The sequence below is a fragment of the Candidatus Nanosalina sp. VS9-1 genome, assembly GCF_047555085.1.
GTDB lineage: Archaea > Nanohalarchaeota > Nanosalinia > Nanosalinales > Nanosalinaceae > Nanosalina.
Map to the genome: position 1 here is coordinate 212,357 of NZ_CP180230.1, position 21,820 is coordinate 234,176.

Sequence of the window (21,820 nt, forward strand, 5' to 3'; positions counted from 1 at the left end):
TTTTTCAGACAGTTTCCCCGAGTTTCTCTCTTACACGTCCTGCATAAGCCCTGATCTCGTCGCTGTAACCGAACATCTCAAGATTTCTCAGGTCTTCCTCAAGATCATCAGCATCTTCCAGGCCTTCGCCATCATAGTTTTCAAGCACGTACTCGGTGAGATGAAGTCCGAACATGTTCAAGGCACTTGTAGTCCTGTCAAAGTTCTCTGAAGCCCTTTCGCTGCCTGCGTTAGGGTCCAGCAGGTAATCGATCCATCTCTCCGCCTCGTAAAGATCGTCGAACATCGCTCTTTCGTCATCTGTTATGAATCCGTAAAGTTCTTCACCGCCGCGTTCTTCTCGAGTAAATTCTTCCATGTAGAAACAGTTAAGACCTTAAACTTAACTTTATTCCGGTCTGTGAGGCTTAACCTCGAACTCTTTACCATCTTCACCTAGCTCAGTCTCCCCGAACTTTTCCGAGGCCTCTTCCAGAAGTTTCCGCTCGCTGTTCCTGTATCTACGGGAGAAATGTGTCAGTACAAGCTTCTCGACATCGGCCTCTTCTGCGATCTCCCCGGCCTGTAGTGCGGATGTGTGTCCGTGTCTTTCTTCAATCATCTCATGCAGACACGTTGATTCATGGATCAGGAGATCAGCGTTCTCTGCATTATCTATCAGATTGTCGCATTTCTCTGTATCACCGCTGTAAACGATTTTTCTACCCGGCATCTCCTCGATGACTTCTTCAGGCCTGATCTCTTCGCCTTCCCATTCGATAGTCTCTCCGTTCTTCAGTTTCCCGATCTTTGGCGATGATCCAAGGCCTAAATCCTCCATTTTCTCCTTGTTCGCTTTTTTACTGGATTCTTCCTCGAAGCTGAAGCCGAAAGCGTTGACTCCATGTTCTACCTCGAAAGGCCTGATTTTGTAGCCGTCGCCGACGATCTCCTCGCCTTCGACAATGTCCTCGACAAAGATCTCGTAGCTACGGTTGAAGTATCCGGTGTCAAGAATCCTGTCGGTAAATTCCTCTGTTCTCGGCGGGCCGTAGATGTAAAGCGGCTCTTCACGGCCTTCAAGCTCCATCGTCTGGATCAGTCCAAGCAGGCCTGAAAAATGATCGGCGTGCCAGTGCGAGATAAAAATCCTGGAAATCTTCATGAGGCCCAGTTTCTCCTTCATCAAAGTTCTCTGTGTTCCCTCTCCGCAGTCGAAAAGTATGCGTTCTCCATTGAAATCTATCAGATTGGCGGCGAGGCCTCTCTCCTCGGTAGGTACTGCGCTTGAAGTTCCCACTGTCCAGACTCTCATATTCAAAACGTTTTGACTGAGTCTTTAATTAGCCTCCCGAAAGGAATAAATATTGCTACCTCTATGTAACACTTATGGTTGATGAGGTTTCGTCTCCGAGCAAGGGCTGGCAGGAAGTAAATGCACTGATGCAGAAAGGAGGCCTTTCAGATATTGAAGAAGTCATAATGTTTAACAAGGCCCAGTCAGGAGACGCAAGCTACGAAGAGGCCACAGCACAGACACAGCTATCTGATTACCAGGCCTCAGAGTACACTACACTGTAAAGATGTACCGTGTCAGATTTTTATGCACATAGACGCTGTAATCTGCCTCGTAGCCGCCTATCGAGGCCTCGTTGTACATAAACACTACTTCTCCCTCAAAACTTTCCACGACTTCCAGGAAATCCTCTACAACGTTCGAAGTCTTCTTAGAGGCCTGTCCGTACGGAAGATCAGTTACAATTGCATCAAATTTTTCCAGGCCTGAAACTTCACTGATTTCACATCTCTCTATGTCGTAATTGATTATTCCATAATTCTCGAGATTTTCCCCCGCACCTTCGATCATCTCCTCGTCGATGTCACGGCCGTGAACTCCAACGCCGCAGAGACCGGCCTCTATCAATATTCCGCCGGTCCCGCAGAAAGGATCAAGCAAATGCTTTCCAGGCCTGACACCTGAAAGATTCACAAGCACACGTGCCAGGACAGGATCAAGAGAAACAGGCGATGAGAAAGGCCTCCTGTCGTTTTTCCGCTTCATGAAAAGGCCTCTGTCGATATCCTGTACAAGTTCTGATAGAACAATTTTTTCCTCAAATAGATAGGCCTTGAAAGTTTTCTTCGGATTTTCAAGATCAACAGAATTTTTTTCGGATTCAATTTTTCTGCCGAGTTCTTTCTCAATCTTTTTCGTATCTTTTTCCTCTTCTGTAAGATTTTCGGCCCGTACAGCAAAGCTTCCTGAAAAATCGATGTTTGCATCCAGTTTCTCTGGCTTTGATGCCTCACTGATCTTTCTGGAGACTTCATGCGTCAGGCCGAGACGTTTCAGCTGCATAGGCTCGGCCTCCGTCTCCGCTAGATTTTTTCTTCTTGAGGCCTTTTCATCTATTTCCTGGCTTTCCAAGAATCCGTTGAGTTCTGCTTCTGCGAGTTCAAGATTTTCTCCGGCTAGAATGTAGATGTAGCTCATTTTTCTATCAGGCCTGTTCTCTGTCTGGTGTGTTGAGTTTAATGAATGCAAGGTATCCGATGATAAGTCCGGGCCAGTAAGTCGTCAGTCTGAACAGGACTGCTGCGGTAAGCGCTATTGCAAAGTTCAGAGGATAGAAAAGCATCAGTATGCCTGCGAAGGCTGCTTCAAATGTGCCTGAGCCGCCGGGAGTCGGTGAGAAAGTTGCAACTCCGGAAAGCATCACGGTGAAGTATATAGCAGGGAAGTTAGGGGTTATAGATAAAGACAGTAGTATGAAGTACAATGATGCTATCTGCAGAAGGAAAGTTGCATGTGTTAGAGTTGCTGCTTCAAGCAGCATTCTGGGATCGTCTCCGGCCTTGTAGAATGCTGCCTTGGTGGATGAAATTCTTTCCTTTATCCTCTGTATGAATTTTTCTCCACGCCCAATCCGGCTCTGTATCCTGTTGAGGATTACGAAAAGGTATTTCTCAAGTATTTCCTCGTCAAACCATAGAAGATATGCTATCAGGCCTCCAATCAGTGCAAAAATGATTGCAAGATAAGCTGCCTGTGCTACGAGGCCTTTAACTGACTGGAAGAGGAACATGTAGGCTGCCCCTGCTGTGAGAAAAGTAAGGAAAGGTATGGCATTAATTATATCGGCAGAGATAACGCATGATAGTGATTTATCGTAGCTGGCATCTGTGTTACGTGACACGATATATGCCATGAAAGGCTCTCCTCCGAACTGGCCTAGCGGCGTAATAGAGTTCAGGAAGTTCCCTGCCATAAACATCTCCATAGTTCTCTGGTACTTTAGATCGAAGTCCATGTGCCTGAAGAACATGTGCCAGACGTATCCCCAGATCAGGAATCCGGAGAGGCCTAGGCCGAGAGCAGGAATGAGATAGTATGGATTGGCGCTTCTCAAGGCCTCTACAAACTTGCTTACATCTGATATGTACACCATGCCTAGAAGGATAATTAGTGAGATTCCGAACCAGAGGTACTTGTTCTTCTTCAGGGCTGAAAGCTTACTCTTTTTCAGTTCCATAAACTGTCGTGTCTCCGCATTCCAGGCATCTGTACAGTATTTTATCTCCCTTCGATTTTATACGTACCTCACAGTTATCTCCAGGCCTGAGAAATGATCCGCAGTTATTGCAGAATTTCCGTTTCAGTCTGGAGGGAATAGGATTTTCAGACTTCATACTGATCTTCCGGGCCAGTTCAACATATCTGTCCGCAAGTTCTTTTTCATCGGAGTCAAAACGCTTCTCTGCAAGATCGAACAGTTTTTCGATCCTCTCCAGAGCAATATTTGTCATACAGTTCACCCAACTGTCTCAAAGCTGTATTTATCCTTCATAGCGTCTTTCTTTCCGAAAAAGTAGTAGATTGATGGAGGAACGTAATCGTTCAGTGTTCCTATAACACCTTTCTCATCGACACGTCTGACAGAGACATAGAACTGATCTTTCAGAGTTACTATTTTCCCGTGCATGGAGGCCTTCTTCATCAACTCGTGATCCTCGTTGAAAGGTAGAGATGCATCGAACCCATCTACTTCCTCGAAAACTTTTCTCTCTATGAACAGGAAGTTTCCGACAGCAACACGTCCAAGGCCTGTAAAGTTCATGAACTTCAACATCTTGGAGCCGAGGCCCAATAAAAGTCTTCCTCTGATGCTTCCATCGAAGGGAATCCATGAAGAAGTCCCTGCGACAACATCTTCTCTGCTGATCGAGGCCTCTACTCTTGAAAGCACCTTGTCGTCCACGAGCTTGACATCAGCGTCCAGAAACAGGATGGTATCTCCAGAAGCATGCTCGGCGCCCTCATTTCTTGCTGCACCAGGTCCATCACCTTTATCGCTGAACACTTCTACATCGTACTCTTCAAGTATCTCGAGAGTGCCATCGTTGCTTCCGCCATCACATATAATTATTTCATAGTCCTCGAAGTTCTGCGACTTAATGGACTCCAGAAGAGTTCTGATATAGTCGCTTTCATTGTATGTCGGGACAACTATAGATATCGAAGTCATAAAATTGGTTATACCTCTCAGGCCTTTCTATTAGTCCAGTTCGATTGCAAGATATAAAAAATCAGCTTGGAGAAAATACTAGGCCTGGCTGCGGATATTTAATAAAAATAGATCAGAATATTCTTTTCCGTAAAAAATGAAGATTTATCATCCTGATTCAATCGAGAGATTTATCGTCGGTGGAGTAAAAGTTTCAGCTCAACAGCAGAGGAAGGCCTTTGAAAAAGTCGGAGTTGAGTACACAACAGATTTCACTCTCGACTACGATATCATGCATCTGAATTTTCTCGGGCCTCTGGCTCTGCCCTTGCTGTTTATCTCAAAGCTTCTCGGGAAAAAAACTGTTGTCCATGCGCATTCCACAGGAGATAATCTTGAGGACACGCTTGCATTCTCCAGTATCTGGGGGCCTATAGGGAAAAAGTACTACCAGTTTATCTTCAGACACAGCGATCAGGTGATCGCAGTATCAGATTATTCGAAGGAGCTTCTGGAGGAAAGAGAAGTCGGAGATGTAATCACTCTGAGCAACGGCGTTGACAACGATGTACTTGATGGATACAACGAAATCGAAGTGCCCGATGAATACTCGGAAGAGGCCTTCAGAGTCGTGAATCTTGCACAGGTATTCGAGCTCAAAGGCCTTGATACATTTATTGAGGTAGGAGAATCGATGCCTGACGCAGAGTTCACATGGTTCGGTCCAAGACACGAAAAACTGAATCCGAAAGAGACTATAGAAAAGATCGATGACACTCCTGAGAACGTAAGCTTCCCTGGATTTATCGATGATAAAAGAATACCTTTCAGAATAGGCGATGTCTATCTGTTCCCGTCTCATGAAGAAACTCAGGGAATATCTGTTCTTGAGGCGGCCTACTGCGAGATGCCTCTTGTAGTACGTGATATCGAGGCCTTTGAAGGATGGCTGAAGCACAGGGAGAACTGCTTGAAGGCTGAAACGACAGATGAATTTATAGAACACGTTAAGACTCTTAGAGACGATGAGGAATTGCGGGAAAAAATCGCAGCCAATGCACGTGAAATGGCAGAACACCATACGCTGGAGAAAATAGGAGAGAGACTTCAAAAAATGTACAGAGAAGTCCTCAGCAGCGATTAAAAATCCGTCGAGGCCTGTTTTTCTCTCCTTTTTTCCGGGCCTGTTATAAAAAATCTTGATGTATTACTTCTGATTATGAGGATCGGATTCTTCTCCGACAGTTACTTCCCGGAGTTTGATGGAGTAACTTACACGTTGAAGGCCTGGAAGGAGCGACTGGAGGAGAGAGGTCATGAAGTATACATAATCTATCCTGAGTCGGAGGAGTACGAACCTCAGGAAAATGAGATACCTGTCCGATCTGTCTCAAATCCTTTCTACAGCGGATACAATATACCGGTACCTGTTTTCAGAGATGAGTATCCTGATCTTGATGTCGTGCACTGTCACAGTCCGGCAACTCTCGGGATCTCAGGCCTAAGATTTGCACGTAAAAACGATGTGCCTGCGATATATACGCATCACACGCCGATAGAGGAGTACTTTGAGCAGAGTGTGCACAGCAAGAAAATCTCTGCAGGCCTTGAGAAAATCTATGTTCCTCTGGAGAATTTTTTCCTGGAAAAATTTGACGTCCTAACCGCTTCTACTCCGGAGCCAAGGAGGCCTGTCGATTTCAGGCAGCTTCCTGTAGGGATTGACATGCAGTTCTTCAGGCCTTCTGAAGAAAAATTCTTCGATGAAGAGGATGTTGAGAGGCCTGTTGCAGGATACAGCGGAAGGATCAGCATGGAGAAGAATCCCTGTGAGCTTGTGGAGATGGCCGAGAAGTTCGATGGTACGGTGGTCGTGGTAGGTGAAGGTCCTCTGAAGGATAAACTTGTTGAAAAAGCACCACAGAACGTTGTATTCCATGATTTTCTTGAAAGAGAAGATTTGCCTAAATTTTACTCGGACATAGATGTATTTGTCACAGCATCCACAGGAGACACTCTAGGCCTCTCAACGCTTGAGGCCAACGCATGCGGAACTCCGGTAGTTGCACCTGATGCAATCCCATTTGAAAACACAATCGAGTCTGAAAACGGCATCCTGTATGATTCAGGCGATGTGGAGGCGTTCAAGAACAAAGCAGAGAAGGCCTCAGAAAAATCTTTCGACACTCGAAGCGCTGTAGAAGAATATTCCCTCTCAAAAACTATAGACGAGCTTGAAGAGATATATGAGGATAAAAAAGATGCCAGCAGATAATCTTGAAATCTTCAAAAAAGTTATTTTCCAGCTACCTGATCTAAAGAAGAGCTTTACAGGCCTGATACTTCTTGGAGTGGTTTACAGCACACTGCTTTATTTCATGATTTCAGAAGGAACAATATCTGCTTTAAGTCCTGTAGTAATTCCTTTCCTCGCTGTGGCACTTTTTATCGTTCCAGGAATCCTTGCTTCGGAGGCCTACAGCTTTTTTCTATCAGGTTATCCGCGCAAATGGGGATACTTTCTATCTCTGGTTAATCAACTTATAATATTTCTCTTTACAGTACTTGTAGCTCTTGCAAGTACTTTTACTGAGGCCTGGAATATTATCTGGCTAGGATTAACGACTCTTTACGCCTCGAACTTCTTCGTGCTCGTTCTATCCAACGGGCCTGATGTTATGGAGAGGATTTCTGTGTTAAGCATGATACAGCCTGTCATGATTCTCACTGGTTTTCATTTCGTCCTCGGCAGATATCTTGAGATAGGCCTCATGTCATACCTGTCCAACTTCCTTGTTGTTATAGGTGCAGGAATAGTTTTGCTGCTTGCATTTTATCTTACAGAGTTCCTTGTCGGATCGAATGTATCTGATATCTCTATGCTATCTCTTGCAACTGCTTTGCTTCAGAACAGGCAGGAAAAACTTGATATCGGGAGAGATGTCAGGCCTGATGTACAGACACTGGAGCTGGAGAATTCTTCAGGCCTGAAAAAATTCCTGGTGCCGTGGCTTCATCCTGGGCCTCTGCAGGGATTTGGAGGGGGACAGATAACAAGCAGGATAATCGAACAGCTCAATAATGACGGGGAGGGATTTTTCCTCCATGTTCCGTCCTGTCACCAGATGGATCCATCTGATCCTGGAGACGCTGAAAAAGTCCTTGAGGCCTCCAAGTCGCCTGAAAAGTCTTCTCAGGCCTCCAAACTTGTCAAAGGTGATTACGGTTTCTGTACTTTCTACGGTAGGAAGTTAGGAAGTCAGAAGATTGTGTTCATGGAGGTTGAAGGATTTGATGACTACGATGCAGCAGTTTTCCAGGAGATAATCGACAAGGATGACGTCCTGCTGATAGATCTCCATAACCAGCCGAAGACTGTACACGAAGAGGAACTCCGGTATGGTACGACAAAATCAGATGAGATACGTGAGAAACTACAGATGTTCCTGCAAGATCTCGAAGAGGCCTCCACACAGAGTTACAGTGCAGGATTCGCCATTGATACAAGTCAGAGGCCTGTAATGGCTCTGGTTGAAGAATCAGGGGGTCAGAGGACAATACTTTTCGGTGTTGAAGGAAACGATGCTTCGGAAAATCTTCTGGAACTTCAGAGAGAGCTGGAAGATGATTTTGATCGGGCGCTGATGTTTACAACGGATACACACGCCAGTATACACGAACTTGCCAGTGAAAGCCAGGTAAGCAAAGAAAAAATCCGTGAGCTTGTCGATGAAGCTGTTGAAGATCTTTCGGAGGCCTCTGCAGGATTTTCCGTTGGTAAGGCGGAACGGATGAAGTTCCTGACAGATGAATACTTCGGACTGATCTACACGATAAATATACTGGTACGGCTTATACCGATAGTACTGGTTGCGCTGTACATACTTCTCGTTGTATGGCTGATCTAGGCTTCCTAGCTGTCCTGTTTCATCCAAAAATTAAATGTGTAGGTGCCTCAGTTATCTGTATGCTCCGTCTCCGGGAACTTTTCTGCCTGGTATTTCTTCTGGGCCTTTTCGCACAATTATCAGTCTCTGCAGGATGGGCTTCACAGGAAACGGATAAATGCCGTGATATCTGGATTGAAGGCGGCCAGCAGAATCTCCAGGATTTTCCTGTGCCTGTAGGACTGGAGAGTGATCAGCAGATGCTTCAGAGCTATCAGGATGTAAGATTTTACAGCAAGAGCTGTGGGAACGGAGGACAGCAGCTTGACTTTGAATTCGAGGAAACAGACAGCTCGGGCATAGAGGCCTGGATCAGGGTTCCGGATCTTCCTTCATCAGGTAAAACTGTTTCAGTTTACTACGATAATACGACTGCTGTATCAGATGCCGAAAGCCCGGAGCAGGTCTGGGATCAGGATTTTGCAACTGTACAGCACCTTGAAAATGATGTTTCAGGTGACGGAGGAAGTTTTTCAGGATCTACGGAAAATCAGATATTTGGAGAGACTTTAAACGGTGTTTCAACTTCTTCAACGGGTATTTTCGATGGAGCATATGATTTTGACGGGAAAGACGATGCCCTGAATTTTTCGAATAGTTTCAGTTACTCTGATACAGAGGCCTTCACTTTCACAGCGTTTTTCAACAGGACGGAGGAACTGGACGGTGATGACAGGGTTTTTGGATTTGATTCCGATTCCAGCTGGTCCGTGTTCCTCGACGGAGGAGGAATTGACGGCGAGGCAGATCCTGTAGTCGGTTTCAATGGATCTCTGCTGCCGTCAAATGTTTCAACTCAGCAAAACAAGTTTTACTCGACTACTCTGCGGTATGACGGTGCAGGTACGGCAGATATCTTCGTCAACGGCGTACTGGAAAACTCCACGACAGGTGTTGAATGGGAAAATCCTGTTGAAGAGTTCCTTCTGGGGGCCTCCGGTGCAACCTCTCTTTCCGGCTCCAATCTGAGTTTTGGAGGCCTTATGGATGAGTTCAGAGTTTCTACTCTGGATAGATCGGAGGCCTGGATCGAGGCCTCTAACAGATTCCTGAAAAATGAGAGTGCTGTAGAAACAGGAAATGAGATCGAGTACGTCAATGCAGTGATCCATTCTCCTAGCAGACAGTACATCGATAATACTTCTGTGCGTCTGGAGGTTTCATGGGAGAATAAAAGCGATTCATGGTTTTACAGTATAGATGATGGGCCTAACAGGACGGCAGGCCTTTCGGGTGTTTTCTATACGAATTCGACGAATCATCTGAGAGTCCTGTACGGGAACGGTACTTCGATAAATTTCAGTGAGCAGGCAAGCGTGGTCGGCGATCAGGCGAATCTGGATTCCGATACATATCTGGAGGTGCCGTTCATCAATACTTCAGGTTATCTGAAGGTGATAGACAGGTTTGGTGAGACTTCTGTACTTGATACAGGTCAGGATACTTCGATGGAGGTCATCGCTACAGGTGACTGGAATCTGACTGATGACTATGTTTTCTATCCTGATGCAACAGCTAGTGACAATCTTAAGCGTGTAAGAGTCGGCGAGCAACCTCAGGCAGTAAGTTCGGGTGTAGGATCGAATGGTGCTCTGGGTGCGGCAGATTTCGATGTTGATGGCTCTGAGGAGCTTGTTTTTCTGGGTACATCGAATACTGTGAAGTATCTTGATGAGGGAACTGTAAAATCAACCGGCTTCTCGTCTTTTGGCTCCAACGAGCAGTACGGGATATCTCAGGTGGCGGATGTGAACAGGGATGGAAAGCCAAGAGTTGCATACGTGACGGGAAGCAACAATCTGGCTTTACTTGACTACCAGGGGAACAAAGAGAAAATTAACTCGAACTACGGGCTTGCGGCGAAGACCAGAATTTCACCTGTGGACTGGAAGGGAGATGCCAAAAAAGAAATACTTCACATCGGTACGGGCGGAGATATCAAATACCAGTTTTACAACGGAACCACTGAATTCGTTCAACAGGATTCGTCTAACGTGGCCGCGGAACAGTCTGTAGGCCTGGCATCAGGAAAACAGTTCGAGATAAATACAACTCTGAAAAACTTCTCCGAAGGAAAGCACAACATTACGGTATACGCATTTGAACCGGGAATCTATGCACAGGAATCTGTAAGTTTCACTGTCGACGTCTCCGATCCTGAGTTCCAGAACCTCGCTGATAACGTGACCGACAGCTTCTACAGCCCTGATACCGCAAATATTTCCGCCGAGGCCTACGATCAGTACTCGGGCCTCAGTGAAGTGAAACTTTCCACAAATGAAACAGGAAGTTTCTCGAATAAGACAGTCTATAATTCACCTCAGGAGTTTGAAAATATTTCCGATGAATTCGTCCTGTCTGAATTCTTCTGGAAAAACACCAGTTTCACCGGAGAACTTGGATACCGGCTCTGGGCCTCAGACGCAGCTGACAATACGGCATACACATCTAAAAACTCTTTTGAAGTCCACAGAATCGATCTTGAGGCCTCTAATGTTTCATTCAATACTACTGAGCCTGTTGAAGGCCAGGACGTGAATCTACAGTTTAACGTCAGCAATGTCGGAGGTGCAAACGCCACCGCCAATATAACTGTCGTTGAGGAGGAGTACAACGGTTCTGCATGGGAGTTTGTCTCAAATTCAACCAGGGAGGAAGAGTTAGAGGCCTCTGGGTTCAACATAGTGAACTTCACTGTAACTCCTGATACAGGGCCTAACAGGTATACGGCCTATGTTGATTCTGATGATTCTATAGATGAGAAGAACGAGTCCAACAACAATATCTCTTCTATGCTGGATGTTTCAAGCTATCATCTGAAGTACGGGAACAGTAACTCGGCATTGACTCTGGGAAGCGGACAGAAACTGAAGAGCTGGACACAGTCCGATCCAAGAGGAACGATATTCTACTCGGATCTTGAGGCCTCTTACAGTGTAGATGACTTGAGGCCTCTCAATGAATCAGGTGATCTCTCTGAGGCTGACAAGGTTCTCGGCATGAAGGGTCACAACGACTCGCTTTCCAGTATATACGACGAGGATCAGGATGGTTTTGCTGATACTACAGGTTGCATAGATATAGCAGGGGAGACACAGTGCCAGATCCCGCTGGTTAATTCCACAAATACATCTAATTTCCAGACAGGTATTCTGTATGACGGTGCAGGTTCCGGTGATTTCAATGGTTCGCAGGACGTAGTTTTCGCTACTGAGATAAAGGATGAGAAGCAGGGAAGGTACGGGTTTTACAATTACGAGATAAAGGTGCCTTCGCCGCTTTCAAGCCAGTATTCGCCGAGCGATTTCGTGGATCTTCGTGTTGAACTTAAGTAGAAATTTTACCTTACAGATCTCGGTTTTTCAGGGGTGGCGTTAAAGTACTAAAAAGATGCTATACAATACAGTGTTAGAGGTCCAGAAATTCCGATGAATCTTAAGCGACTCGCAATTTTCAGCATCTTTTTGGTGCTTCTATCCGGTTTTGCAACGTCAGCATTAGTAAGTAACTCCGAAAGCTGGAAGGACAACTCCCTGGTCATAGCCAGAAGCCATTTCGAGGGCGAGGAAGTGCACGCAGTGACCAGTCTATCCGAAGGACAGCTAATCGAGGAGATGCTCAGAGATAACAGAAGCCATACTGTTTACGAGCCAGAAAACGGCGATGATGCCGTATGGGAGAACTATGCTAACTATCTAAGGAACGAAGGAAAGCAGGACATCTCGTCCACATTCCTCAACTGGCAGGAAAGCCAGTACGATTACTATTCTGACGTAGAGGAGGAAGTAGAAGGTATCGTAGTCATAAGGCCTGGATTTGCCATGGATACTCTTTCTGTTTATCCTCAGATAATCAACGGGAATTACTGGCCTATCTACTACAACGGAGATGACACAGATCGATTCCTTCAGCGTCAGGCCTCTGATAAAGATGTAATTTTCTACGGAGAGTACATTGAGCAGCCTTGGAGAGGCCTCGACTCGAATTATACTATTATATCTGAAGGTTCAAAGGAGGAGAACAATGTCAGGCTTGTAGGACGTATCGCACAGGAATACGACAGTGAATCTGCGATCGTTGCAGGTGACAGCTATCTTGAGAAAGGTTTCATGAAGAAAGGAGATCCTATTATCCTCGGTCAGAGTATAGAGGATACTGCACAGGTTATCAGGGCACTTGATGTCTCAACGGTTGAAGTTATCGGTGCAGAGAACGTTGGGTTCGGTAACAGTCTTGAAGATCAGGTTGGAGATAGTACTACAATTATAGCAAAGTTTGGAAGACGATTCACAGGAGCACAGGGACTTGACTCGACTTATCCTGTTAAACAGATTCCTGCTACGCCTGTAGTACGTGATATCTCTGTTAGTTCCGTCAAGGTATCCGATTCAGGGAACATGGTTGAGCTTGTATTCGATAACGAGGGAACTATTGATACTGCGATAAATCTTTCAGCAGTCGCTTTCTCTTCCGGCAACCAGGAAGAGCTTATCAGCCGACAAGATGATATAATATCACGTCCTGGACGAAATATCACGATAGACTTTAACTCAAGTATAGGATTTTCACCTGAAAACGCAGAGGTATCTTTCACGTATCAGGGTTCAGAAGGAATAAGCTCTCGTTCATTCAATGTTGAGAACGTTGATTCTTGGGCTGCCTCAGAGATCTCTCTTGAAGATGTATACTACTCTGAGCCTCAGGAAAGGCTTGCGATAGAGATACGCAATCAGGGAGAAAACACTACTTACGTTGGAGCGCAGATACATGATCTGAAAGTAATCAACAGATCTGTAAATCCTACAACAGATCAGATAGTTGAGATAACTCCAGGAGATACTGAAACAGTATACGTCGACGCATACATGTCGGAAGAGGCGTTGGAGCGTAACAACCAGCTTGATCTAGCTGTTACGGCAGGAGATGCAGTACACACCTCCAAAGATCTCCACAGCTTTGAGGAAGTACAGCTAGAAGTAAGAGAAGGAGGAGTGCTCGTAGTAATTGTACAGTATGGACCGTACGTAGTGATCCTGCTGATCCTACTGCTGCTTCTTTACCTCATCAAGAAGAGGAGAGACCAGAAAAAGTACAGAGGCCTGAAGTAAAAAAGTCTGAAAAGTAACGCAGGCTCCACATTTCTCTTTACTTTTATCTCAATCTTTTTTGGAGAGATAGTCTTAGAAGAAAGGCACGTACCCAAGCACCGCAAGTATAAAGTACGTCAAAAGGATTATCTCGACTGAGAAAACTATGAATGTCGGTGTGTCGACTTCTTCCTTCCAGTCGCTCTCTGAATTCGCCTCAAATCTATTATCTGTCTCAGATGTCCCGTAACTATCGGAACCCCAGATAGGTGAATCTTCTCCAGTTCGTTTACTGTGGAAGGCATCCAGATTTTTCTCCGTCTCCGTAAGATGTAACTTTTTCTCTATATCAGTAGCTACTTCCTGTGCTTTATCCTCTATCTTCTCCTTCCATGTTTCATCTTCATCGAAAAAGTCCTTTCCTTTATTTCTCCTTTTATTCATAGAACCGCCTCCTTCCCCAGTAAGCCGTGAACACAGTCCATATCAGGACAAGTACTGGCAGTATGTTCGAAGTCAACTCCTCTGTCAGAGGCCTTTCCATAACTCTTATTTGGACTGGAGCAATAGCAAGATTTTCCTTTTTATCCGAGGAAAACACGAAACTTCCCTCGCACACACCTGGATCGCCTGTGACAACTGTGTAATTGACAGGCTTTGACTCTCCTGTATCGAAAGAACTCGATCCTGTAACATCACGGATACAGTTTTCAGCATTCAACACTGAGGCCTCCACGTTCTCCAGATCGAAGTCTCCAGAGTTAAGCAGATCAAATCTGAGATTTCTAACTGATCCCTCTGTGATATTTACTCTGTACGGGCCTTCAAGCACGTTAAGATCTCTCACCTTTCCACGCGGAACAACTTCAACATCCACAGTTGCATTAGCCGGTGCGACAAAAGTGCCGTTGATATATGTGAAGGCCTCTACGGGTATACTGTACTCGCCGATAATTTCGCTCTCATAGACGTCCACTAGGAAGCTTCCGGAAACGTTTTCGCCGGGAAAGATCTCGTCGAAACTTTCTCTAGAGCTTTTCCATCCATCTCTCATACTTCCATTGACTGTGACGTCATTTGCTGATACATTACCCACTGCGGCAAGCGAAAAGTTCAGCTTGAACGTTGTTCCCTGCTGAACCCTGATATCCTGACTCGTCACAGTTAACTCAAGCCTTGGAACACCTGCAGGGGAAAGGCCCGCTGGTACCCATGGAGGCCGTCCGTCTCCTACGCCATCAGGAGGGCCTTCACCAGGTCCTCCGCCTGGAGGCGGACCAGGAGGGAATGCTCCGCCACCTCCGCCCCCGCCGCCGGAGCCACCTCCACCTTCACCGGGAGATTCCTCTTCATCGTCTTCTTCATCTTCTCTGTACCGGGTGTATGGTGCGAAGACGGAGAAACTGCTTATGCTTTCATCCGTGAATATCTCGCCTTCTGAAGTTGTAGCTGAAAGATTCGTGTAACTCCATCCATCACTGTATTCAGACAGGTAGATAAATTGAGGATCTTGATCGCTGTAACTGAAAGACAGATTCTCGATAAGGCCTTGAGCCGAGGTAGATGAGATATCGATCCACTGGCTGATATTCTCTGTACCGGAAGGATCAGGAGGAATATTATCGACATCGTCGATCTCTATATCCAGGCCTTTAACGGAGACATCCGCCGTAGCAAGCTCAGAGTCCTCAAGATTGATACTGGAACCTGAGACTGATTCGATCTCTGAACCGTTGTTGACAATTTTTACGTTCGATACCGATGCTGTTGAATTATTGGCGTACACTCCAAGACTGTTGCTCTGGATAGAGTCTCCGTTCACTGTTACATTTTCAGAGTCCTCGATGCAGAGGCCTCTGCTGAACTCCTGCACTCTAAGATTCTTCACTTCAATGTCCTGAGAACCTGTGATCTTCAAACCACAGGCCTCTAAGTCGGAGAAGTTTGCATCTCCGTCAAGAGTACTGTTGGCGAAATCGATTACAGAGTTACGGGAGTCCTCGATTTTCAGGCATGAACGTTCTCCGCCACCTGCTCCGTGAGGATCTTTGTTGAAGCTACTGTCATCCATAATGTAGTACCTGTTATCGCCGGTAAGAGTTTCACAGGGATCAACGGAGATAGCTTTCAATGCAAGTATGCTGTTGACGTAAACCTCATCGCCGCCCATCAACCTGAGATCAAAACTTCTGGACTCCATAAACGAGGCCTCGTTTTCATCCAGTACCGTTCCATCTCTCTGAACTGAGATGAAAAGCCTGTCAGAAAGACCTCTGCTTTCATGTATAACCTCTCCAGAGTTCAGAATCTCTGTAACTTCCAGCTCTGTAAGGCCCTCTGAATCAAAAACTACAGGCCTCACAGTAAAGTTCCCCTGAAAAATCCCTCCTGATACATCAGTCAGATTTTCTACACCGTTTTCAGATTCAAGGCCTGCATAAAGCTTTCCAGGGTACAGAGCTTCAAAGCTCGAGATCTCAACCTCTACAGTCCCGGAGTTCTCCTTCAGCAGAGCAGGCTGTGTAAGAACAGGCCTCGTGAAGTTTCCTGAAAGAGATCCATAATAGAGCTGAAGCCGCTCACCTGTAATATTAGCTCCTTCTCCATCAAAGTTCAGAAATATGTTCGGAGACACCAGAGAATTATCTGTAAAGGAGTAGCTTCCTACCTCCTCAGGCCTCTCAAATCCATCCGGAAAATCCGTGTAAAATCCCTGAGGCTCAATTACATCGAATCCCGGAGACGAAAGAGTCTCATTGTTATCCACAGTTGAGACATCCAGGCCTGAGACAGTGCTGGCCAGCAGTATCAGCGCCAGGCCTGTCAAGATTTTTCTATTCACGTTACCGCGCCCCAGAACTCTGCGAATACTGTGTAGACTCCGTTCATAACTGCTTTAACGTGCGTATCAAGATTTGGGAGTTCTGAAGTTCCTTCACCGTCCAGCCGTCCTGGATCAGCTACTTCAAGAGGGTAAGTATCTGTAAGTGAGCCATCGACTATGAAAGTAAGATCGTTTCCGTTGCTCGATCCTCTGAGGTTTATCGAGTAATCGATGCTGTCCTGTACCGCTGTATTGTCGTACCTTTCTGAAAGAAGGATGTTGCCGGTAGGACTCATAGTTAAGCTTGCTGTACCGTTGCCATCCGTCTGGAATCTCATGGTTTTTTCCACATCTGTGAAGCTTCCATCACTTATCTCCTGGCTTGGAGCAAATGCAGACATTCCATCGTTTTCAGTGATGGCGATCTGTGAGTTTTCCAGAGTACTGTTGTCTGAATTCTCCATGACAACAGTAAGATTGTACGGTACACCGGGATCAGGGAACTCTACCTCCTTTTCATCCACTTTTTCCCCGTTGACATAGATCTCAGGGAACGTGACAGGCCTCAACTGGAAGGAACGTGTTTCAACATTGTTTTCAGATATCTCCTGAACACTGTTCGACGTATCTGCCTCCACTTCGATACTGTAACTACCCGATTCCTCTGAGGCCTCCCACGTGTACTGGAATGCTTCCTGATTCCCCGGAGAAATATCCTCTGTAACGGTGAAAACTCTGGTGTCGAAAACTTCTCCATTACTTTTTATCTGAGCCTCAACGTAGAAATCAGTTGTCACAGGCACGTTACCGGTGTTCCTGACTGAGAAACTTACTGTCTGATTCTGAGAGTAGTAAACAGGATCTCTGCTTGCGGAAAGCCCTGTAACATCCAGATCTGCTCCTATGCTCACCTGATCGAAACTTTTCCCGTTTGCCAGCGCATAACGCGTGTAAACATTTTGATCATTGACTTCGCTTGCCGAAATATCAAAACTGAATGTTTCAGGGAATGAATTAGACGTCTTTTTCTTCACAAGGCCGTTGCAGCTTCCACCGTTTGAATCACTACATGCGCCGATTATTAGAGGCCTGGAACTGCTGATACCGCGGCCTGAAGCACCGGGATCAAAGCTTCTGGTTCCTATATCAGAGTTTACGGTGATACTGTCAAGATCAACGTTCAAACTGTTGCTGCTGTAATCATAGTTTATGTTTCCGGAGTAGGATCCGGAAAGACTTGAACCTGTATCAACAAAACTTGGATTGGAGCCATCCGAGCTTTCAGAGACTATCATTGAGGCCTCTGCCGGAAAAGCTGCAATCTTGGTTTCTGGAGTACCTGATATTTCTGAAGGTGAGACTGTCAGGCCTCCTATAGAAGTTCTTTTACACGTGTTGCCGTTAAAGCTTACTTCTGTATCTGCCAGGCCCAGATTCTGATCGCTGCTGTAGCTTACAAGCTGATTTTCTCCATCCATGAAGTACTCCAGTCCTACATAGTAATCCGCAGGTACACTTCCTGAAGTATCACAGAGCATCAGTCCTACATCAGGATAGGCCTGAGCATCCTGGTAGTATGCTGTTGTATCAGGTGATCCCCAGGTATAGATCAGGTTCTGAACTTCGCCGGGTCCTGACTCAACTACGTATCCCTGTAGCTCTGCAGCTCCTCCGGATAAAAGTAGAAATACAGAAAAAGCCAGCAGTATCTTTCTTTTATCTACCATGATTGATCTCAGTTTCCAGCTACGAACAGGCTGTTCAGCACAGGCCTGATCGCGTTAACTCTTTTCTTGAAAGATTTTGAGTTAGGGACTCCAGCGCTCAATCCATCTGTCGGCGAACCGCATGTAGATCCCTTAACACTGAGATTCGTTTCGCCTAATAAATCACCTTGGGAATCAAGCACCTCGATATCAAGCTGATCATCGCCATCCTTGCTGACTGTAGGAGTGAAAACTATACTCGAATCAGCCGCGTAAGGACTTCCTCCTGATTCCAGATGCAAAGTATCTGCGTTGCGGGCCGGCAACATCACAAGATGGCTTCCACGTTCCTCAAGACTGAAGTAGGAGGCCTCTGAATCAGTTACATCAACGATATACGGTATGCCGCGTACAACTTCGAAACTCTCGTTCCCTGTAACATCCAGTCTGTAGGCCTCGTCGGAGTTTACATTTGAGAAGAGACAGTTGGCTACAGGCCTCAATCTGTTGACGCCTTTCTTGTAATCTGTTTCAAGATCTTCAAATCCTTTCTCCGCAGGACCTGAATCAGTAAACTCTATATTGCTGTTTTCTACACTCAATGGAACGCTCTGAATTGTTTCGCCGTCGCTGTACACGTCTACTGTCAGATTATAGTTTGAAGGAGAGTTGTATGCTGTAGGTGTATACATCAGACTTCTCGAGCCGTTGACTGTCTCTGTTATGATCTGGGCCTCTGAACTGTAGTCCTGGGAGATAGCAGGTGTGAAAAGATTGTTTCCCTCCCGTTCCGTGATCCTTATCCCGGTATCCACAGGACTGTAATTATCAAATACGTCTTTAGTGATCACGGTAAGATTGTAAGGCCTCCCGGCATACGGAAAGCTTCGGCTTTCAACTCCATCTACAAGAGTAGTCACTCTTACAGGATCGGACTCTGAAAGCATATAGAAACTGTAATCATCATCTATCCGGGGCAGCATCAACTGGTAATCACAGTCTTCTCCATCATAACAGCTACTGTAAGAATCTATACCAGCAACAAATACCGGCTGAGTGGTGCCATTTATATCATACCCGAGCATGTAATAATTTACGCCGCCGTTCAAAGTCGTCTTCAAGGCCTTGAACTCGCTTCCAAGCAATTTGATATTCTCTGTATCCTCAAAAGTTTTCTCCGGATTATCAGTTACCTCATCATAACTCGTCCCGTTCGGATAGAAAACAGGGAAATCCTCTTCATCGAAAAGGCCTCCAGCATCAAGATCGGAGAGCGAAAGATTCCCTACTCTCCCTGATTCAAACTCTTCATCATGAAAAGGCAAAGCACCGAAAAAATGCCTTCCATCGTTCTGGCCTTCAAGAGAAAGATCAGTCACACTCCCGGAACGCGAATCTCCTGCATAGAAATAATCGATCGGCGATGCAGTCTCCTCCTGAAAACCACTGATATCTCCTGAAACACCAGCCCAGTTACTGGAAACAGTAGTAGGCCCGAGTATCGCCTGGACAACATGCCCGGCCTCGAGACTGATACTTCCAGCGATACCTATCCCCAGAAGCACAACAGCTGTAACACCTAAAAACATCAATTTCTCCGCATCCAGCTCCAGACGCTGATAATCAACATCCTCCTCAATATCCATGACTCTACAGGCAAAAATGCGTTAAACTCGGCTTTAAAGACTGCCAAAAAATCACAGAGAATATCAGCTATAGGCCTCTACTGAGATTTTAAGGAAAAAGAAAGAAAAGGGAATAAGTAAGATTGCTAGTGATGGTTGCTTTAACCAAGCTCTAGGTACATGTTGAATGAGTTGACACTGTCGTCCTCTGCAGGAAGAATCAGCTGGTAATCAGCTGAATCTCCGTTAAAGGCTGTTGCGTCTTCTCCAACGATTCCTGTAAATACAGGATTCTTTTCGCTGCTGTTGTCCAGTAGAGCGACTGTAGACCATGCTCCGGAGCCAGCGTCGTTGTTTGTCATTGCTGTTTCTCCTTTGTAATCCTCTCCGTCTAGAGTGATGGTCGTGTTACCGCTCGTAAAGGTGTTGACTGCATTATCGCTTCCGGATAGGAAGGAGTAGTAGCTATCAACATCTTCAGCTGTACCGTTTGTAAGGTTGGTCCAAGTGACTGATGCACTTGAAGCGAAAACGTTCTCAGCAGATGCGTCCCAGTTGTATAGGACACTACCGCTGTCTCCGGTTCCCAATACAAGGCTACCGGTTGCGTTTCCGTATAGACCAGCCCAGCTGTCTGTTGACTGTTCAGCAGAAAGATTTGCTGCAGTCACGTTACCACCGTCTAGATCAACGCTCTGCTCCTGTGAGTTGAAATACTCATCAAGAGTCTGTCCTTCATCGATCGTTGTTCCAGCCGGTGTGTTGTCCTGGGCTGCAGCCGCTCCCGCGGCTAGAATTAGTGAAGCAACCATCGCAAGTACTGCGATGCTCTTGTCTAACTTCATCTGTATACAAGGATTGGGTTTCCCGGTTTATAAATTCTATCCGGATACAATGGGCTTATAACAAAGCTGAACGGGCGTTCTATGAACTTTTCAGGCCTTGAGTTTTTGGCTCTAAAACCTGCATCAATAAATCTTTAAGCTTCTACAAAGGAATCATGGACTCAGAGAAAATTAATGAAGAAGCTGTGAGAGAACAGCTGAAGGAAGTTATGGATCCGGAGCTAGACATAAACATCGTTGATCTAGGCCTGATATACGAGATAGAAGTCAGAGACGATGAAGTATACATACTGATGACGCTAACTACCCCTGGATGTCCTCTACACGGCATATTCGATGAAATGGTGCGAAGAGAAGTAGGAAAGCTAGAAGGCCTCAATGAGTCAGAGATCGAAGTAGAGCTTACTTTTGAGCCGCGCTGGAGCCCTGAAAAAATTTCTGAGGATGCAAGAGGAGAACTTGGACATCTTCCGGGAATGCAGGGATTCTGAATTTTTATCTGCGGAAAATCTTTTTTTCTATACTTAGAGGAAGGAAAAGTGTTTCCTTCATCAGCCATCCCGCCTTCATCACCATTGCCTGTCCATAATCCCAGACGCTTAATGCTACAGGCTTCCTTTTGCCGTACATGTAGTTAGATCCTGTTTCTATAGCCTGAAGAACGTCTTCGGCTGTGAAATCTTCATCGACGAAAGCAGTATTTATCTCGGTGTAGGCCTTTCCTATCATTCCAAGTGAGTGTGCATCGCTTGAGGCCACTTCCGGATAATTATTTTCCTTGGCGAAGCTTCTGGCCTTCCTGTTCTTCCATCCTGTAAAGGCCCAGGAATTGTATACCTCAAGGGCATCACAGTCCTCCAGCCTGGATTTTTTCACGCCGTGACGTGTCACCTGGAAAGGATGCGGTACAACAGCTATGCCGCCCATCTCGCGGACTTCCTCTACAGTCTCCATGAAATCTTTCCCTTTCTCCGGACATTCCTCGACACCTAGCGCAAGTAAATGTCCGTCAGCTGTAGAAACTTCCACGCCAGGAATACCGATAAGCCCGTATTCAGAGGCCTTTTCAGCTGCTTCAAGAGAGTTTTCGATACTGTCATGATCTGTTATGGCGATAGCGTCGATATCTATCTCCTGTGCGTGTTCAAGTATAAGATCCACAGGCTCGTTGCAGTCATGTGATGCATCAGAGTGTATATGGAGATCTACCTTGATGCTGTCGCCGTCGACCATAGAAAGACAAAGGAATGCATATACTCAAAAAACCTTTACCGTTTCACGGAAAGAAAGGCCTAATAAATA

At 45.8% G+C, this 21,820-nt stretch carries 19 protein-coding genes; 7 read left to right on the forward strand and 12 right to left on the reverse strand.

The annotated features are described in order from the left end of the window. Positions 1-4 precede the first annotated feature (4 nt). Both ACK3SF_RS01250 and rnz read right to left on the reverse strand, forming a co-directional pair. A complete protein-coding gene (locus tag ACK3SF_RS01250) occupies positions 5-358 on the reverse strand; it encodes a hypothetical protein (RefSeq protein WP_414838008.1) in 354 nt (117 codons plus the stop codon). A gap of 30 nt (positions 359-388) precedes the next feature. Continuing rightward, positions 389-1,294 carry a ribonuclease Z gene (rnz, locus tag ACK3SF_RS01255; RefSeq protein ID WP_414838009.1) on the reverse strand — a complete coding sequence of 302 codons (906 nt, stop codon included), beginning with the start codon at positions 1,292-1,294 and terminating at the stop codon, positions 389-391. A gap of 74 nt (positions 1,295-1,368) precedes the next feature. Between rnz and ACK3SF_RS01260 the strand changes: the two genes are divergently transcribed. Then, on the forward strand, positions 1,369-1,560 hold the full coding sequence (locus ACK3SF_RS01260; RefSeq protein ID WP_414838010.1) for a hypothetical protein: 192 nt from the start codon (positions 1,369-1,371) through the stop codon (positions 1,558-1,560). On the opposite strand, the gene ACK3SF_RS01265 is transcribed toward ACK3SF_RS01260, so the two are convergent. The 4 genes from ACK3SF_RS01265 to ACK3SF_RS01280 are packed head-to-tail and all read right to left on the reverse strand — an operon-like array spanning position 1,550 to position 4,505. After that, the gene (locus ACK3SF_RS01265; protein ID WP_414838011.1) at positions 1,550-2,473 is read right to left on the reverse strand and encodes a methyltransferase domain-containing protein; all 924 of its coding nucleotides are present in this window, start codon (positions 2,471-2,473) and stop codon (positions 1,550-1,552) included. The two genes, ACK3SF_RS01260 and ACK3SF_RS01265, sit on opposite strands and share 11 nt — an antisense overlap. A gap of 7 nt (positions 2,474-2,480) precedes the next feature. Then, positions 2,481-3,512 (reverse strand): lysylphosphatidylglycerol synthase transmembrane domain-containing protein, encoded by a 1,032-nt coding sequence (locus tag ACK3SF_RS01270; RefSeq protein WP_414838012.1) that lies wholly within the window; start codon positions 3,510-3,512, stop codon positions 2,481-2,483. Further along, the gene (locus tag ACK3SF_RS01275) at positions 3,493-3,786 is read right to left on the reverse strand and encodes a ribonuclease P protein component 4 (protein WP_414838013.1); all 294 of its coding nucleotides are present in this window, start codon (positions 3,784-3,786) and stop codon (positions 3,493-3,495) included. Before ACK3SF_RS01275 ends, ACK3SF_RS01270 begins: the two co-directional genes overlap by 20 nt. 5 nt (positions 3,787-3,791) lie before the next feature. Further along, the gene (locus ACK3SF_RS01280) at positions 3,792-4,505 is read right to left on the reverse strand and encodes a glycosyltransferase (protein ID WP_414838014.1); all 714 of its coding nucleotides are present in this window, start codon (positions 4,503-4,505) and stop codon (positions 3,792-3,794) included. 136 nt (positions 4,506-4,641) lie between these two features. Between ACK3SF_RS01280 and ACK3SF_RS01285 the strand changes: the two genes are divergently transcribed. From ACK3SF_RS01285 to ACK3SF_RS01305, 5 genes are all read left to right on the forward strand, one after another. After that, complete coding sequence (locus ACK3SF_RS01285) at positions 4,642-5,628, forward strand: glycosyltransferase family 4 protein (protein ID WP_414838015.1); 987 nt, start codon at positions 4,642-4,644, stop codon at positions 5,626-5,628. Positions 5,629-5,703: 75 nt separating this feature from the next. Next, the gene (locus ACK3SF_RS01290; RefSeq protein WP_414838016.1) at positions 5,704-6,759 is read left to right on the forward strand and encodes a glycosyltransferase; all 1,056 of its coding nucleotides are present in this window, start codon (positions 5,704-5,706) and stop codon (positions 6,757-6,759) included. After that, positions 6,746-8,392 carry a DUF2070 family protein gene (locus ACK3SF_RS01295; protein ID WP_414838017.1) on the forward strand — a complete coding sequence of 549 codons (1,647 nt, stop codon included), beginning with the start codon at positions 6,746-6,748 and terminating at the stop codon, positions 8,390-8,392. Before ACK3SF_RS01290 ends, ACK3SF_RS01295 begins: the two co-directional genes overlap by 14 nt. A 59-nt stretch (positions 8,393-8,451) precedes the next feature. Continuing rightward, complete coding sequence (locus ACK3SF_RS01300; protein WP_414838018.1) at positions 8,452-11,766, forward strand: CARDB domain-containing protein; 3,315 nt, start codon at positions 8,452-8,454, stop codon at positions 11,764-11,766. Positions 11,767-11,859: 93 nt separating this feature from the next. Beyond that, on the forward strand, positions 11,860-13,539 hold the full coding sequence (locus ACK3SF_RS01305; RefSeq protein ID WP_414838019.1) for a hypothetical protein: 1,680 nt from the start codon (positions 11,860-11,862) through the stop codon (positions 13,537-13,539). A 72-nt stretch (positions 13,540-13,611) separates the two neighbouring features. Here ACK3SF_RS01305 and ACK3SF_RS01310 read toward each other — a convergent pair whose 3' ends face one another. The 5 genes from ACK3SF_RS01310 to ACK3SF_RS01330 all read right to left on the reverse strand — a co-directional run bounded on the left by ACK3SF_RS01310 (position 13,612) and on the right by ACK3SF_RS01330 (position 20,518). Then, positions 13,612-13,962 carry a hypothetical protein gene (locus ACK3SF_RS01310; protein WP_414838020.1) on the reverse strand — a complete coding sequence of 117 codons (351 nt, stop codon included), beginning with the start codon at positions 13,960-13,962 and terminating at the stop codon, positions 13,612-13,614. After that, on the reverse strand, positions 13,955-16,360 hold the full coding sequence (locus ACK3SF_RS01315) for a hypothetical protein (RefSeq protein ID WP_414838021.1): 2,406 nt from the start codon (positions 16,358-16,360) through the stop codon (positions 13,955-13,957). Before ACK3SF_RS01315 ends, ACK3SF_RS01310 begins: the two co-directional genes overlap by 8 nt. Continuing rightward, entirely contained in the window at positions 16,357-18,069 is a 1,713-nt protein-coding gene (locus ACK3SF_RS01320; protein ID WP_414838022.1) for a CARDB domain-containing protein, read from the reverse strand. Before ACK3SF_RS01320 ends, ACK3SF_RS01315 begins: the two co-directional genes overlap by 4 nt. 8 nt (positions 18,070-18,077) lie before the next feature. Next, complete coding sequence (locus tag ACK3SF_RS01325; RefSeq protein WP_414838023.1) at positions 18,078-19,694, reverse strand: hypothetical protein; 1,617 nt, start codon at positions 19,692-19,694, stop codon at positions 18,078-18,080. A 140-nt stretch (positions 19,695-19,834) separates the two neighbouring features. Next, complete coding sequence (locus ACK3SF_RS01330; RefSeq protein WP_414838024.1) at positions 19,835-20,518, reverse strand: hypothetical protein; 684 nt, start codon at positions 20,516-20,518, stop codon at positions 19,835-19,837. 155 nt (positions 20,519-20,673) lie between these two features. On the opposite strand from ACK3SF_RS01330, the gene ACK3SF_RS01335 reads away from it, so the two are divergent. Beyond that, entirely contained in the window at positions 20,674-21,009 is a 336-nt protein-coding gene (locus ACK3SF_RS01335) for a metal-sulfur cluster assembly factor (protein WP_414838025.1), read from the forward strand. 4 nt (positions 21,010-21,013) lie between these two features. Here the strand turns inward: ACK3SF_RS01335 and ACK3SF_RS01340 are convergent, their stop codons facing one another. Continuing rightward, on the reverse strand, positions 21,014-21,751 hold the full coding sequence (locus tag ACK3SF_RS01340; RefSeq protein ID WP_414838026.1) for a PHP domain-containing protein: 738 nt from the start codon (positions 21,749-21,751) through the stop codon (positions 21,014-21,016). Positions 21,752-21,820 lie beyond the last annotated feature (69 nt).

Excerpts from the sequence above, each read along its gene's own strand:
- ACK3SF_RS01250 (WP_414838008.1), bottom strand. The coding sequence starts at position 358 with ATGGAAGAATTTACTCGAGAAGAACGCGGCGGTGAAGAACTTTACGGA.
- rnz (WP_414838009.1), bottom strand. The coding sequence starts at position 1,294 with ATGAGAGTCTGGACAGTGGGAACTTCAAGCGCAGTACCTACCGAGGAG.
- ACK3SF_RS01260 (WP_414838010.1), top strand. The coding sequence starts at position 1,369 with ATGGTTGATGAGGTTTCGTCTCCGAGCAAGGGCTGGCAGGAAGTAAAT.
- ACK3SF_RS01265 (WP_414838011.1), bottom strand. The coding sequence starts at position 2,473 with ATGAGCTACATCTACATTCTAGCCGGAGAAAATCTTGAACTCGCAGAA.
- ACK3SF_RS01270 (WP_414838012.1), bottom strand. The coding sequence starts at position 3,512 with ATGGAACTGAAAAAGAGTAAGCTTTCAGCCCTGAAGAAGAACAAGTAC.
- ACK3SF_RS01275 (WP_414838013.1), bottom strand. The coding sequence starts at position 3,786 with ATGACAAATATTGCTCTGGAGAGGATCGAAAAACTGTTCGATCTTGCA.
- ACK3SF_RS01280 (WP_414838014.1), bottom strand. The coding sequence starts at position 4,505 with ATGACTTCGATATCTATAGTTGTCCCGACATACAATGAAAGCGACTAT.
- ACK3SF_RS01285 (WP_414838015.1), top strand. The coding sequence starts at position 4,642 with ATGAAGATTTATCATCCTGATTCAATCGAGAGATTTATCGTCGGTGGA.
- ACK3SF_RS01290 (WP_414838016.1), top strand. The coding sequence starts at position 5,704 with ATGAGGATCGGATTCTTCTCCGACAGTTACTTCCCGGAGTTTGATGGA.
- ACK3SF_RS01295 (WP_414838017.1), top strand. The coding sequence starts at position 6,746 with ATGCCAGCAGATAATCTTGAAATCTTCAAAAAAGTTATTTTCCAGCTA.
- ACK3SF_RS01300 (WP_414838018.1), top strand. The coding sequence starts at position 8,452 with ATGCTCCGTCTCCGGGAACTTTTCTGCCTGGTATTTCTTCTGGGCCTT.
- ACK3SF_RS01305 (WP_414838019.1), top strand. The coding sequence starts at position 11,860 with ATGAATCTTAAGCGACTCGCAATTTTCAGCATCTTTTTGGTGCTTCTA.
- ACK3SF_RS01310 (WP_414838020.1), bottom strand. The coding sequence starts at position 13,962 with ATGAATAAAAGGAGAAATAAAGGAAAGGACTTTTTCGATGAAGATGAA.
- ACK3SF_RS01320 (WP_414838022.1), bottom strand. The coding sequence starts at position 18,069 with ATGGTAGATAAAAGAAAGATACTGCTGGCTTTTTCTGTATTTCTACTT.
- ACK3SF_RS01325 (WP_414838023.1), bottom strand. The coding sequence starts at position 19,694 with ATGGATATTGAGGAGGATGTTGATTATCAGCGTCTGGAGCTGGATGCG.
- ACK3SF_RS01330 (WP_414838024.1), bottom strand. The coding sequence starts at position 20,518 with ATGAAGTTAGACAAGAGCATCGCAGTACTTGCGATGGTTGCTTCACTA.
- ACK3SF_RS01335 (WP_414838025.1), top strand. The coding sequence starts at position 20,674 with ATGGACTCAGAGAAAATTAATGAAGAAGCTGTGAGAGAACAGCTGAAG.
- ACK3SF_RS01340 (WP_414838026.1), bottom strand. The coding sequence starts at position 21,751 with ATGGTCGACGGCGACAGCATCAAGGTAGATCTCCATATACACTCTGAT.